This window comes from Pantoea sp. CFSAN033090 (assembly GCF_001264395.1).
In the GTDB taxonomy this organism is placed as follows: domain Bacteria; phylum Pseudomonadota; class Gammaproteobacteria; order Enterobacterales; family Enterobacteriaceae; genus Pantoea; species Pantoea agglomerans.
In genome coordinates, this window is record NZ_LGYX01000031.1 from 159,547 (window position 1) to 173,335 (window position 13,789).

The window sequence follows — 13,789 nt, forward strand, 5'->3', positions numbered from 1 at the left end:
ATGGTTAAACGCCCTTATGCTCAGGCGTAAGGGAGGGAGTCTTGTTTTAGCGGAGGTGGGTAATGAGAGTACAACCTGACAGCGCCAGCCGTGCTATCAGCGACTATTTTAACAGCCCGGACTGGCGAATACCGCCTGAGTCCGATCTGCTGGCGGTGATTCTGCGTGAAATAATGGAAGCGGGAGAACCCGCGACCAATAAAGCCCTTATTGCGCGGGTTATCGATAAACTGGAAGTGGAAGGCGACGAGACGCAGTTGCAGCGTTATCGCACCCTGCTGGCGCAGTTAATCGACACGCAGCCGGAGGCGTAAACCCACCACCTACTTCACCCAACGCAATTTATCCGCTTCGCTGATACTGGCCCGTCCGCTGCTGCGCTGAAACAGGCACAGCTCCCGTCCACGCTTATTTTTCATCTGCGGCTGGGGATAGCGTCCCTCCAGCAACAGTGCGCTGTAGCCCGTATTGTCGTCATACTCGATCGCCTCGCCCAGCACCTTTACTTTGCTCAGATGACTGGCGTTAATGCAGGCCTGCACCATCACCTGACGGCTCTTTTGCCAGGCCTTTTCACTGGAAGCCTGCGCCAGTGTGCTGCTGAGTAACAATGCGGGCAGAAGTGCCCCGATTATGCGTTTCATCTTCTCTGCTCCTGTTACGGCCCGAAGCCGCTAAAAAAATTCCCGCCGGGGCGGGAATAAACAAGACGAGCACTATCTATTGTGTGACGAGGAAGTTTCTTAAACGCGCTGCTATCCTCGCCTGCCGTTATGACAAACCTATGACATCTTTGCCGTTAACCACAATAAACTGAGCTGATATTGCCATTTTTGTCAGCCAGGAAGTTCAGCCGGTTAAGGTTGAAGTCCATGGTGACGGCAGAATTATAGGGGATGGCGCGTACCTTCTGTTCGAAGTGCTGACCCTGCAGCGCGGTTAACGGTTTACCGACATAATTCTGATACTGAGAGGCACCGCAGCGGTCAGCTTCGGGATCCTGCGCCACACTGGCGGTATCGGGCTTAGAGGCAGATTGACAGGCGGTTAATGCAAACAGCCCCACTACCAGCAGCCCTTTTCCATAAAATTTCACGTTTATTCTCCTGTTGGACGTGTAAAACCCTGCCCCAAGAGTAGCAAAGCGCACCTGCTGACCTGAACCCCTAAAAAGTAATGTTGTTACAGCAGCATTAAACGGGTCGCAGCACAGGTCATCTTTTAAGATTAATCGCACTCATTGCCTAAAAAAAGCACAGCGGACCACTACAATATTAAGAATAGTCTTAGCCCTGTGGAGGTCATGATGGAACTGATTATTTTTGTCGTCTGCGCAATGCTGATGACCGCCGTGGCGGTTAAAGTCCGTTAAACGGGTTCAGCCTGGTTCTGCGCGGTTCTTTCCAGAAGCGTACTGAATGCAGCCAGCGGCATCGGTCGACCGAGGAAGTAGCCTTGCCCCTCTTCGCACGAGAGCTGTTTTAGCTGGTTCAGTTGCGCTTCTGTCTCAATCCCCTCAGCCGTAATTGTCAGGGCAAAGGCGCGTGCCAGCGCAATAATCCCCGCGACCACCGATTGTGCCTGCTGCGACTCCGGGAAATCTTTCATCCAGGAGCGATCGATCTTCAGCCCATTAAACGGGAAGGTCTTCAGGTAGCCCAGGGCCGCATAGCCGGTGCCGAAATCATCAACGGTTAACCTTACCCCGAGTGACCGTAAACCCTGCATCACCTCCAGCGCATGCTGCGGATGTTCAAAGGTCACGTTCTCCGTGATCTCCAGCTCCAGCCGCGTAGCCGGCAGGCCACTTTTCGCCAGCACATCCGCAACCCGCTGCACTAAATCGCTGGTGCGGAACTCCATAGGCGAAATATTAACCGAAACATAGCGATCGCCCCCCCATCCCAGCGCATCCTCACACGCCCGCATCAGCACCCAGTCGCTGATGGTGGCGATGAGACCGCTCTCTTCCGCCAGCGGAATAAAGTGATCGGGGGTAATCCACTCATCCGGCGCAATCTGCCAGCGAATCAGCGCCTCGGCACCCGCCAGCTGACCCGTCAGCAGTTGATAACGTGGCTGATAGTGCAGGCGAAATTCATTGTTCTTCAGCGCTTTCTCAATCCGCCGCGCCATTTCACGCTTATCCTCACGCTGACTGGCCATCTCATTGGCATACCAGACCCACTGATTGCGTCCCGCTTCGCGCGCTTCATTCAGCGCGATATCAGCCATTTGCAGCAGCGCTTCCGGATGGCTGGCATCCTGCGGTACACAGGCAATCCCCATGCTGATGGTGAGATAGTGAACATGCTGGCCGGTGCTGATGGGCTGCTGAACCTCGTGCACCAGCTGTGCGCAACGCTGATCGACCCGCTCACGGTTCGTTTCACGCAATACCAGCACAAACTCATCGCCACTCAGCCGCGCCACCAGCTCCTGCGGGCCGATACAGCGCTTCAGACGCTGCGCTATCTGGCTCAGCACCTCATCGCCCGCCGCATGGCCCCAGGTTTCATTAATCGGCCTGAACTGATCGAGATCGAGGGTAATCAGCGTCAGCGGCGCAGCGCCATCAGGCAGCTCAAGGTGTAGCGTCAGAAACTCCTGCAGTTGCACGCGGTTCGACAGGCCGGTTAAGACGTCGTGACGCGACAAAAAATGAATGCGCGCCTCGGCTTCCATGCTCTGAGTGATGTCCGATACCGTGCCGCGAAACCCGATACGTCGCGCCTCATGCCAGATTGTTTTCGCGACCAGCTGGCCGATACGGCGGTTGCCGTGCGCCGACATAAACTGACAGCGCAGTGGCATCTGTTGCCCCTCCTCCTCCTGACGCTGCAGCCAGGCGACCAGCGAATGGCTGGGATGCGTCAGCAGGTGATCGATGTGACGGCCCAGCCAGTGTGTAATATCGTGGCCGGTCACGGTTTGAAAGCGCGCTGACAGGTAGATGAGGCGACCCTCTTCGTCCGTTTCCCAGATCCAGTCTGACGCTGCCTCAGCGAGATCGCGAAACCGCGCTTCGCTGTTGGCCAGCTCCTGCTGACTGATCGCCAGCAGGGCAAAGCGCCGGTCAGAAAGAATCGCATTAGAGAGCGCATGGCGGCTGACGCGATGGGTGATTATGCCAATGATGATCGCCATGAGCATCAGCAGTGGCAACAGAAACCAGACCAGGCCCATGCCAGGCATCTTTGGCGTCCAGCGCAGCACAATCAGATCGCCACCGGGTAACGGTTGCACCATCCGCGGTTCACGCAGGGCATCCCCTGCACTGACGGGCAGGCGCAGTTCGCGCACATCCAGCGTGGCGCCCAGCGCCTGTAATTTGGCAGGGGTGAAAAGATTCACAAACACCATGACTGACGCCGGCCCCGCTATCGGCGGCATATTCGTCAGTTTGCCGCTACCGATGGGGGCGGCAACCACAATGGCGGGCAGATGATTAATCAGCGCATCACGGGTTATCGCCGCGTCATTGCGCTGACGTGCCGCCGCAATCAGCGCTGGGGCCTCTTTTCCCAGCCAGGCTTCCAGCGGCGTATCCACCAGCTGCCCATTAATGACGCTGTACGTGGTGTGACCGTTGCCGTCGACCACGAATACGCCCTCATAGTGATACTCTTCGTAGAGGCCCGGACCAAAGTTCTCTTCGTCATAAGCCCAGACTTTGTTGACCCTGACATGGAGATTGCGCCAGGCTTCGCCCCAGAACGCATAATCCCGGATATCCGTGACCATCGCCTCCTGACGATTTTTCCACGCCTGCTGCATCAGCAACTGGTCATGCTCAACCGATACGCTGTTTTGCCGCTGCGCAATCGTCAGCACCATCAGCATCGAGAGCACCAGCACGCCAAACAGCAGCAGCGAAAGCGTGCGCAGGCTGCGCCGCGTAAAGCGGACAGTGCGGTCTTCAGCGGCATGACTGAATGGAGGCGAGGGTGGCGCCGGAGGGTTAGAAGTCATTAAGAGTGCTCACTACACAGTCAGAGTTTGAGATGACGGGCCTGCAATACAACATGCAGTGCTGACCAGATTAGTTTCCTCAGTTATCGGCTCACGCGCGCGGGTGTTTAGTCTGCGGTTAACATTTTGCGCTTAAATATTGTGTTACAGGCTGACTCGACAGCGATCTGGTGCATTGCTACTATGCGCTAACCTTCGCTGGCAGAGTCGCCTATGAATACCAATTCCGACAGAGTGACACTGACGCTGTTCTACGTCGGCAGCTTTGTGGTCTATTACCTGGTTACCATGCTGATCACGCTGTTCCCTAATTACAGCGTGCTGCGTAATGACGGCCTGCTGGTGCCGGTGCTCTGCCTGTTTGAATTTGCTGTTATCTATCCGCTTTACCGCTTTTACTGCCAGCGCCGTACAGACCTGCCGCTGGGTGAACTCTGCACGCTGCAAACTCTGCTGTTTACTGGCGCGCTATTTGTTCTGATGGCCGCACAGATGCAGTTCATGCAGCCGGAAGGATGGCTGGTGATGCAGGCCCAGCAGGGACGTAATTCGCTGCTGATCCTGCTGCTCACCGCCGTGCTGCTGGCGCCGGTGTTTGAAGAGGTGCTGTTCCGCGGTTTTCTGTTGCAGGGCTTTCTGCTGTGGGCGCCACGGAGCCGCTTTGCCTGTATGCTGCTGACCTCACTGCTGTTTGCGGTGATGCATACGCAGTATGTGCACTGGCAGACCCTTATCGCCCTGACGCTGTTTTCGCTACTGCTCTGTTACGCCCGGCTGCGGAGTAACAGTCTGGCGCTGCCCATCTTCCTGCACACGCTGAATAACCTGATTGCGCTGCTGCCCGCCTGGTATTTCGCAGGCTAGCGCCAGGCCCGCCCCTTCTGGCACACCTTACAGGCCGCCGCATCACACCCTGGCTGGCGGACCATAGCTCACACTGACAATGCCGCCCCGGCACGTTTGTCTATACTGGATGTTAAAAAGGGATAAAAAGCACCACAGTCCGGACCACCAGACCGTGTAAAGGAGAGGATCTATGTTGATAGGATTTGTGTTATTAGTGAGCGCATGCGGCTACGATGCCTGCGAGGCGCTGCCGGTATCAGAGCGCATCTATCCGACGAAGGTCGACTGTGAAACGATGGCGAACCGCATTCATAAAGTCAGACCGAATGTGGTACTGCTGTGCGGTGAAGTACATCGCTAATTCAGGGCCAGCTTCAATAAAGCAGGGCTGTAACGTTGCAAGCTGACGCTTTAGCGTACAAAATATAAGCTGTTGTTAACCATTATCGTTGTGAATCCCATGAAAACATCACGCCCCCGTCGTCCTGGTGGACGCTGGGTTTACTATCTTTTGTATGATGGCATTCTGTGGCCCTGCCCCGTCCGTTGGGAGTGGGAGAGCAGCTATGGCGGCTGGCTGCCATTTTACTACACGCCAACCTTTGAGTTTGTGGTGGGCGATCCGCGCAAGGCCTATCGCATTGCGCGCAGCGATGTGCGGGCTAAAAGGCGCGAGGATGCCTTTGTCTGAGCGCGTTTATCGCCACGGCAGCCATGAGGCAGTAAGCAGATAGTGAACCGCTTCCAGCACAATAATCACCATTAATAATATGCCCAGCGTGTGGCGGCCAATCCCCTTCATCTGTTCAGGCCCAGATCATGGCAGCCCAGCGAATCAGCAGCAGCGCGCCACAGATGCACAACAGAACCAGCACCATCTTCCAGTACTTTTTGGCTGCCCGGTATCTCGTCACCTCAGTTTCCTCTGGTCAGAAAGCGAAGATGCGCCAGAAGGCGCATCTGTTCCGGTCAGCAACAGGACCGGTGAGGCATAGCATAACGCCCGGGCCGCCAAAAGGCGACCCGTTACCGGCATCAGTTGTTCAGGGTGTAATCCAGCGTAATTTCCGCGTTCAGTACCTGAGAAACCGGGCAGCCCGCTTTGGCTTTATTGATGATCTCGTCGAAGGTCGACTCATCAATGCCTGGCAGAGAGATGGTGCTGGTCAGTGCCACTTTGGTGATGGCAAAGCCATCGCCTTTTTTGTCCAGCGACACGTCGGCCGTGGTATCAATGCTTTCCGGTGGATGACCTGCGTTGCCCAGCATCAGCGACAGCGCCATAGAGAAACAGGCTGCATGCGCTGCACCAATCAGTTCTTCCGGGTTGGTGCCTTTGCCGCCTTCAAAACGGGTGTTAAAGCCATAAGGCTGCTGGCTCAGCACGCCGCTCTCGGTGCTGACGGTGCCTTTGCCTTTGATATCGCCTTCCCAATGCGCCGAACCTTTCTTATGAATGGTCATGTCGTTCCTCCTGTTGGTAAAGAAGCTAAGTATAGACAATACATTCATTTTCGCAGGCTCAACTCACCGCGCGGGGACGTGGCGGTGTGCTCTGCGGTGCCAGTAACGCTTCCGCCTGTACCAGCGAATCGCGGGTAATTTCACCGATCGACTTCGCGCCGGTGAGGGTCATGGCAACGCGCATCTCTTTTTCAATCAGCGTCAGCAGGTTTTCTACGCCGCGCTGACCGTGGGTTGCCAGCGCATAGATAAATGCCCGTCCCAGCAGCACGCTGTCTGCGCCCAGCGCAATCATCCGCACCACATCCAGCCCGTTGCGAATGCCACTGTCCGCCAGAATGGCGATGTCACCTTTTACCGCATCGGCAATGGCCGGTAGCGCACGCGCCGAGGAGAGCACGCCATCCAGCTGGCGTCCGCCGTGATTAGAGACCACGATGCCATCGGCGCCAAAGCGCACCGCATCACGCGCATCTTCCGGATCGAGAATGCCCTTGATCACCATCGGCCCATCCCAGAATTCGCGGATCCACTCCAGATCGCGCCACGAGATAGAGGGATCGAAGTTATTCGCCAGCCAGCCGATGTAATCTTCCAGCCCGGTAGGCTTGCCCAGATACGTGGAGATATTCCCCAGATCGTGAGGGCGCCCCTGCAGACCCACATCCAGCGCCCACTGTGGATGGGTGACCGCCTGCCAGTAACGACGCAGCGCCGCATGATTGCCGCTCATCCCGGAGTGCGCATCGCGATAGCGCGCGCCCGGCGTGGGCATATCCACGGTAAACACCAGCGTGGAGCAACCGGCGGCTTTGGCGCGCTCCAGCGCATTGCGCATAAAGCCGCGGTCACGCAGCACATAGAGCTGGAACCACATGGGGCGCTTAATCTGCGGGGCCACCTCTTCGATCGGGCAGACCGAGACCGTCGACAGGGTAAACGGAATGCCTTTCAGGTCTGCCGCGCGCGCCGCCTGCACTTCACCCCGGCGGGCATACATGCCGCACAGGCCGACCGGTGCCAGCGCAACCGGCATCGACAGGGTTTCATTGAACAGTTTGGTTTCAAGACTCAGTTCCGACATATTTTTCAGAATGCGCTGGCGCAGCGCCACATCCGAGAGATCCTCTACGTTGCGACGCAGGGTGTGCTCGGCATAGGCACCGCCATCAAGATAGTGAAACAGGAACGGCGGCAGGATACGTTGCGCGGCCGCGCGATAGTCACTGGCAGCGGAGATAATCATCAGTCAGATTCCTTTGGGTTGCGTGTGTCGTTATCCGGTAAGCGGGTGATGCGCGCCTGACGCGCTTCATCTTCATGCAGGCTTTTCATGGTGGTGTGCACGAATCCCAGATGCTGCATCGCCGCCTGGCGCGCAGCGTCGGCATCGCCAGTGAGGATCGCATCGAGCAGCGCCTGATGCTGTTCAGTCAGGCGGGCAAAAATCGCGGGCTGGGTATACATGCGCTGACGGCTCTGCATTACCGATGATTGCAGCAGCTCAAAAAAACCACGCATGGTCTGCAGCAGCACTACGTTGTGCGACGCCTCGGCAATCGCCAGATGGAAGCGCACATCCGCCTGGGCGGCGAGATCGGGATCGTCACTCTCTTTCAGCTTCAGGGTGGCGTCGAAAGCGTACTGCAGCTTCTCTTTGTCGGCGTCGGTGGCGCGCAGTGCGGCGTGCCAGGCGGTGCTGGCCTCGATGGCATGGCGCGCTTCCAGAATGTCGTAGCGGTAGTCGGGATCGTCGCGCAGTAGCTGGCGAATCGGCTCGACGATGCGCTGTTCCGACCAGGGCGCCAGCTGCTGACGGATCCAGGTGCCGCCGCCGCGTCGGCTAATCAGCATGCCGTTGCTGATCAACTGTTGTATGGCTTCACGCAGCGAGGAGCGCGAGACGCCAAGCTCCGCAGAGAGCTGCCGCTCGGCGGGCAGGCGCATGCCCGGCTCGAGCTGATGTTCGGTGATATAGGCCCGCAGGCGCGTCACCAGCGGATCGGCATTGCTGCTCATGGGATCATCCAGGGGAAGACGTAGGCCTGAAGTGTGGTTATCACACCGACCATACAGGTGAAAATCAGGCTGTGTTTAACGGTAAACCGGAACAGGTCGGACTCTTTACCCACCAGCCCGACCGCCGCACAGGCGATAGCGATCGACTGCGGCGAGATCATCTTACCGGTCACGCCACCGGTGGTGTTGGCCGCCACCAGCAGAATATCGGAGACGCCAATCTGCTGCGCGGTCGTGGCCTGTAAAGCAGCAAATAGCGCATTCGATGAGGTGTCTGATCCGGTCAGGAAGACGCCCAGCCAGCCCAGGAACGGTGAGAAGAAGGTAAAAGCGTGGCCGGTGTGCGCCAGCGCCAGTGCCAGCGTCGCAGACAGCCCGGAGTAATTCGAGATAAAGGCAAAGGCCAGTACCATCCCGATAGAGTAGATCGGCAGCGTCAGCTCTTTCAGCGTTTCACCAAAAGTCTGCAATGCTGCCTTTGGCTTCATGCGCAGGAAAATCATCGCCATGATCGCCGCAATTAAAATGGCGGTGCCGGTGGCGGACACCAGATCCAGCTTAAAGATGGCCGGATAAGGGGTTGCAGTGCCGACCACGGGCGGCATCCGCGCCACCAGCTCATTCAGCATCGGCACCGGCATAGCCAGCACCCACTCATAGAGCGCACCGCCTTTGGCGAACAGCGCTTTAAACGGCGGGATACTCCAGAGCGTGACGGTGGCGGTAAGAAACAGGAACGGCATCCAGGCGCGGATCACCTGCCCCAGCCGATACTTCTGCGGTGGCAGCAACGGATCGCCCTGTTTCGCCTCTGCATCCGCAAAGCGGAAGATGCGCACCGGCTTCCAGACCCGCAGGAACAGCGTCAGCGAAATCAGCGAGGCGAGCGACGAGATAATATCGGGCAGCTCCGGACCCAGGAAGTTGGAGCTGAGGAACTGGGCAATGGCAAACGATCCCCCTGCCACGACCACCGCCGGCCAGGTCTCTTTCACCCCGCGCCAGCCATCCATGATCGCCATAATCCAGAACAGCACAATCAGGGTCAGCAGCGGCAGCTGGCGTCCGGCCATCTGGCCGATGGCAAAACTGTCCAGCCCGGTCACCTGCCCCGCCACAATAATCGGGATGCCCATCGCGCCAAAGGCCACCGGCGCGGTGTTCACAATCAGGCAGAGCCCGGCGGCGTAGAGCGGATTAAAGCCGAGTCCCACCAGCAGCGCGGCGGTAATCGCCACCGGCGCACCAAAGCCCGCAGCCCCCTCCAGAAACGCCCCGAACGAGAAGCCGACAATCAGCATCTGCAGACGCTGATCGGGAGTAATCGACAGGATAGAGGCGCGGATAATGTCGAACTGGCCGGTTTTGACTGAGATCTTGTAGACGAACACCGCGGCGACAATAATCCAGGCAATCGGCCACAAGCCATAGAGAAAGCCATACACCACGGCGGCCAGCGCCTGTGCAACCGGCATCTGATAGAGAAACAGCGCCACCAGCAGCGCCAGCACCACGGTGGTGGTGGCCGCCAGGTAGCCTTTCATCTTCAGCTTAATCAGCGCAAAGAAGAAAAAGAGAATCGGGATCAGTGCGATCAGGCTTGAAAGCCAGATATTACCCAGCGGATCGTAGTTTTGTTGCCAGATCTGCATGCCAGTATCTCCAGAGGAAAAGGTGACGTGGCACGCAGCCGCAGCGCTGGTGCCATCTGCCCCGGATTGGTCAGACCAAACCGCTCTGTCGGGGCTTATGGCAACAGATAGTTAACGCATTGTTAACCTATGGCAACAGAAGATGCGCGAATTTTCCCGGAGTGTGAACCAGAGAAAAATATTGCCGGTATTGGTCGGACCAAAATCAGCGATTCACCTCCGGAAAGGCGTGCTGATAGCTGCGCGGATGGAAACGCAGATTTAGCACGATTAACAGCAGCGTGACCGCCGCCTGCAATAACCAGACGCTGGTGAAGTGACCGGTGAGCGCATGCAACTGCCCGGCGATAAACGGCATGCTGCCCGCGATAATAAAGCCGACGCCCTGCATAAAAGCCACCAGCCGCGCGCCAGCCTGCGGCTGCTCCAGATGATCCAGCGCCAGCACCAGCGCCAGCGGAAATGCCCCGCCCAGCCCGAAGCCCGCAATCCCCGCCCAGAGCCACGGTGCCAGTTGTGGCGCAAACAGGAAACCGAGCATGCCGCTGAACTGCATCGCCAGTGTCAGCAGCAGCAGCGGACGGCGATCGCGGCCCCGCGCCAGCAAGGGCAGCAGCAGCGCACCCGTGACCTGACAGCCGATCATCATGCCAAGCAGTGAACCGCCCGCCTGCGCGCTCCAGCCGAGTTGATGATAAAAATCGGGCAGCCAGGCGACACAGATGGCATATCCGCCGTTCACCAGACCGAAGCTCAACGCCAGCGTCCAGGCGCGGGTTTTACGCCACAGCGAAGGCAGAGCGGCGGCCTCCGTCCGGGCTGCACGTGGGGTGGTGATAAACAGCCAGAGCAGGATGGCCAGCACCACCGGCAGCGCCCAGCTGCTCAGCGCGCCCTGCCAGCCAAGCTGCCCATTCAGCCACGGCGAGATCGCCGCGCCAATCCCGCCGCCGCCCATCAGCGCCGCTGCCCACAGTCCGGTCACGCCGGCACTGCGGCTGCCAAATCGCTGACGGATCAATCCCGGCATCGCCATCTGCACAATGCCAATGCCCGCCCCTCCCGGCACAGTACTCAGTACCAGCCAGCCTCCGTCAGCCACAAACAGCCGACTCACCAGCGCCAGCAGCAACAGCAACAGGCCACCCAGCAGCAGTTTACGTACCGCAAAGCGCTGCATCAGCGGGGCGCTGACTAACGCAATGGCACCCATCATCATCATCGGCACCGCAGGCAGCAGCGAGGCCGCCAGCGGCGACAGACCGATGCTCTGCCTCAGCTCGCCGAGTAACGGACTGACCGAGGTCATCAGCGGTCGCATATTGAGCCCGGCCAGCACCAGCGCCGCCAGCAGCAGGTTGTTCTCTCTCTTCATCTGAGATCCACACAGTTAAAAGTTGCCAGCCTGGCAGCAGTCGTTACTATCTGGAAATGAAATATTACTCTGCCAGGTAGTGGAAATATGAATCGTCAGCCGATGTTTACTCCGCAACAACTGCTCAGCTTTGTCGCGGTGTGCGAAACCGCCAGCTTTACCCGCGCCGCCGACCGGGTGCACCTGTCGCAGTCCACCGTCAGCCAGCAGGTGCGACGGCTGGAGGAGATGGTCGGCAAAGAGCTGCTGAACCGTTCTTCGCATCAGGTGCAGATCACCGAAGAGGGCGAGAAACTTTTAGGCTACGCCCGGCGGATTATCGCCCTGAATGGGGAAGCGCACGATGTGCTGAGTGACCAGTGGCGCGACGGTGTGCTGCGTCTTGGCGTGCCGGAAGATTTCGCCGCGCCCACGGCCGGTTTGCTGGCGCACTTCAGTCGCGACCATCCGCAACTTCGGCTGGACGTGATGAGCGGCATGCAGGTGGAGCTGCGTCGCGCCTGGCAGCGTGAAGAGCTCGACATCATGCTGATTAAACAGCCCGCTGGCGAGCGTCCGCTGGCGTCGCGTCCTGAACCCCTGCTGTGGCTCGATAGCGCAGAGTGGCCCTGCTTTGAGCAGACGCCGGTACCGCTGGTGCTGTTTCCCCAGCAGGGGCTCTATCGCGATGAGGTGTGTCAGACGCTCGACGCACTGGGCCGTAGCTGGCGCATTAGTTACAGCAGCGCCAGCCTGGTCGCGCTGGCCGCCGCCAGTGCGCAGGGTCTGGGGCTGACATTACTGCCCGCCAGCTGCCGCCTGCCGCAACATCGGGTACTGGGCCCGGAACAGGGTCTGCCGGTGATTGATACCTTCGAACTGGCGCTGTTCTGTCGTCATCCGCAGGATCCGCTGCAGCGCGAGCTGGCGGAATCCCTGGCAACCTTCAGCCAGCTGCGCTGGCAGTGAGATATCGAATAGTCGTCAGTGGAAAATAACGCAGCAGGGTGGAGCGTCGTTTGTCAGATTAAGACCTTGTTCACTTTGCAGGAGCCTCTGATGCCTATTTCCTCTTCGCCGAGCCGCCGTGATTTCCTTGGGCAGAGCGTCCGCTGGACCGCCGCAGGCGGCTTGCTGGCCGCCGGTCTCGGCCAGGCCAGTGCCGCCACGCCATCACCTTTGTCCTCCATCAATCCCGACCAGCCCGCCGCCCTGCCCCGGCAGGATCACTATCTGCTGCGCAATGTGCGGCTGGAGGAGGGCTTTATCCGTGAGGATGATGAGATCGTTGCGACCCGGACCGGGCGTTACGACATCAGCGTGCGCGACGGTAAAATTGACCAGCTGACACCCGCGTGTCAGGGTGACAGCACCCTGCCGTCGTGGGATGCACAGAATGCCCTGCTGCTGCCCGCCACCCAGGATATGCATATCCACCTTGATAAAACCTTCTACGGCGGCCCGTGGCAGGCTCCGCGTCCCCGTCAGGGCAAAACCATCATGGACATGATTGCGCGTGAACAGGTGCTGATTCCGCAACTGCTACCGCACTCTCAGGCGCGCGCCGAAGGGTTGATCGCCCTGCTGCACGCCAAAGGCACCACCCGCGCCCGCAGCCATTGCAATATTGATCCGGTCAGCGGCCTGCAAAGTCTGGAGCATCTGCAGGCGGCATTAGCCCGTCACCCCGCCTTTCCCTGCGAGATTGTGGCCTTTCCACAGCATGGCCTGCTGCACTCGCAGGTCGATGGGCTGATGCGCGAGGCGATGCAGCACGGCGTTGAGTATGTCGGCGGCCTGGACCCCACCAATGTCGATGGTGCCATGGAGAAGTCACTGGATGCGATGTTCCAGATTGCGCTCGACTATCAGCGCGGCGTGGATATACATCTGCATGAAACCTCACCCGCTGGCGTGGCGGCGATTCAGTACATGATTGACACCGTGGCAAAGAATCCGGCGCTGAAGGGCAAAGTGACGCTGAGCCACGGTTTTGCGCTGGCGACCCTGTCCGGCAGTACGCTGGATAAGATGATCGCACGGCTGGCGGAGCAGCAGTTCAGCGTCGCCTCTACGCTGCCAATCGGCAAGCTGACCATGCCGATTCCGCAATTACAGGCAGCGGGCGTGAAGGTGATGACCGGCACCGACAGCGTTATCGATCACTGGTCACCGTTTGGCACCGGCAGCATGCTGGAAAAAGCGAACCTTTATGCGCAGCTCTATCGGGGATCGGATGAGTTCTCGCTGTCGCGGGCGCTGGCGATCGCCACAGACGATCGGCTGCCGCTGACAGCCCAGGGTGACCGCCAGTGGCCAGTACCGGGCGATGAAGCGAGCATGATGCTGGTAGCGGCGAGCTGTTCCGCCGAAGCCGTGGCACGGATTTCGCCGGTCGTCGCAACGTTCTCGCGCGGTAAACCGGTGTTTGCGCTGGCCCCGGCCTGAAACAGCAGGACTGCGGACAAAAACGCCGGGAGCG

Annotated in this window: 15 protein-coding genes; 6 read left to right on the forward strand and 9 right to left on the reverse strand. The window is 58.9% G+C overall.

From position 1 onward, the window contains the following. Window positions 1–62 precede the first annotated feature (62 nt). The gene (locus AFL22_RS21640) at window positions 63–314 is read left to right on the forward strand and encodes a biofilm development regulator YmgB/AriR family protein (RefSeq protein ID WP_010255246.1); all 252 of its coding nucleotides are present in this window, start codon (window positions 63–65) and stop codon (window positions 312–314) included. Window positions 315–323: 9 nt separating this feature from the next. On the opposite strand, the gene AFL22_RS21645 is transcribed toward AFL22_RS21640, so the two are convergent. From AFL22_RS21645 to AFL22_RS21655, 3 genes are all read right to left on the reverse strand, one after another. After that, window positions 324–644: a hypothetical protein gene (locus AFL22_RS21645; protein WP_052272151.1), complete on the reverse strand. Its 321-nt coding sequence runs from the start codon at window positions 642–644 to the stop codon at window positions 324–326. A 155-nt stretch (window positions 645–799) separates the two neighbouring features. Then, the gene (locus tag AFL22_RS21650) at window positions 800–1,096 is read right to left on the reverse strand and encodes an I78 family peptidase inhibitor (RefSeq protein ID WP_052272152.1); all 297 of its coding nucleotides are present in this window, start codon (window positions 1,094–1,096) and stop codon (window positions 800–802) included. A gap of 272 nt (window positions 1,097–1,368) precedes the next feature. After that, the gene (locus tag AFL22_RS21655; RefSeq protein ID WP_052272153.1) at window positions 1,369–3,972 is read right to left on the reverse strand and encodes an EAL domain-containing protein; all 2,604 of its coding nucleotides are present in this window, start codon (window positions 3,970–3,972) and stop codon (window positions 1,369–1,371) included. A gap of 213 nt (window positions 3,973–4,185) precedes the next feature. Here AFL22_RS21655 and AFL22_RS21660 point away from each other — a divergent pair, with 213 nt between their 5' ends. The 3 genes from AFL22_RS21660 to AFL22_RS21665 all read left to right on the forward strand — a co-directional run bounded on the left by AFL22_RS21660 (window position 4,186) and on the right by AFL22_RS21665 (window position 5,509). Beyond that, the gene (locus AFL22_RS21660; protein ID WP_010255238.1) at window positions 4,186–4,836 is read left to right on the forward strand and encodes a type II CAAX endopeptidase family protein; all 651 of its coding nucleotides are present in this window, start codon (window positions 4,186–4,188) and stop codon (window positions 4,834–4,836) included. Between the two features lie 172 nt (window positions 4,837–5,008). Next, entirely contained in the window at window positions 5,009–5,179 is a 171-nt protein-coding gene (locus AFL22_RS24330) for a hypothetical protein (RefSeq protein ID WP_003850083.1), read from the forward strand. A 99-nt stretch (window positions 5,180–5,278) separates the two neighbouring features. Beyond that, window positions 5,279–5,509 (forward strand): hypothetical protein, encoded by a 231-nt coding sequence (locus AFL22_RS21665; protein ID WP_029519422.1) that lies wholly within the window; start codon window positions 5,279–5,281, stop codon window positions 5,507–5,509. A 107-nt stretch (window positions 5,510–5,616) separates the two neighbouring features. On the opposite strand, the gene AFL22_RS24690 is transcribed toward AFL22_RS21665, so the two are convergent. The 6 genes from AFL22_RS24690 to AFL22_RS21690 all read right to left on the reverse strand — a co-directional run bounded on the left by AFL22_RS24690 (window position 5,617) and on the right by AFL22_RS21690 (window position 11,328). Beyond that, on the reverse strand, window positions 5,617–5,679 hold the full coding sequence (locus tag AFL22_RS24690) for a hypothetical protein (RefSeq protein WP_277814012.1): 63 nt from the start codon (window positions 5,677–5,679) through the stop codon (window positions 5,617–5,619). A 174-nt stretch (window positions 5,680–5,853) separates the two neighbouring features. After that, a complete protein-coding gene (locus AFL22_RS21670; protein WP_022625164.1) occupies window positions 5,854–6,282 on the reverse strand; it encodes an OsmC family protein in 429 nt (142 codons plus the stop codon). Between the two features lie 58 nt (window positions 6,283–6,340). Beyond that, entirely contained in the window at window positions 6,341–7,528 is a 1,188-nt protein-coding gene (gene lldD / locus AFL22_RS21675) for an FMN-dependent L-lactate dehydrogenase LldD (RefSeq protein WP_022625165.1), read from the reverse strand. Then, window positions 7,528–8,301, reverse strand: coding sequence for a transcriptional regulator LldR (lldR, locus tag AFL22_RS21680; RefSeq protein ID WP_010255231.1), 774 nt, complete (start codon window positions 8,299–8,301; stop codon window positions 7,528–7,530). The genes lldD and lldR overlap by 1 nt, the downstream gene beginning before the upstream one ends. Then, a complete protein-coding gene (lldP, locus tag AFL22_RS21685; RefSeq protein ID WP_052272154.1) occupies window positions 8,298–9,953 on the reverse strand; it encodes an L-lactate permease in 1,656 nt (551 codons plus the stop codon). Before lldP ends, lldR begins: the two co-directional genes overlap by 4 nt. Window positions 9,954–10,158: 205 nt before the next feature. After that, entirely contained in the window at window positions 10,159–11,328 is a 1,170-nt protein-coding gene (locus AFL22_RS21690) for a cyanate transporter (protein ID WP_033771037.1), read from the reverse strand. Window positions 11,329–11,415: 87 nt separating this feature from the next. Between AFL22_RS21690 and AFL22_RS21695 the strand changes: the two genes are divergently transcribed. Together AFL22_RS21695 and AFL22_RS21700 are read left to right on the forward strand one after the other, a co-directional pair. Next, window positions 11,416–12,276: a LysR family transcriptional regulator gene (locus AFL22_RS21695; RefSeq protein WP_010255227.1), complete on the forward strand. Its 861-nt coding sequence runs from the start codon at window positions 11,416–11,418 to the stop codon at window positions 12,274–12,276. A 90-nt stretch (window positions 12,277–12,366) separates the two neighbouring features. After that, entirely contained in the window at window positions 12,367–13,755 is a 1,389-nt protein-coding gene (locus tag AFL22_RS21700) for an amidohydrolase family protein (RefSeq protein ID WP_052272155.1), read from the forward strand. Window positions 13,756–13,789 lie beyond the last annotated feature (34 nt).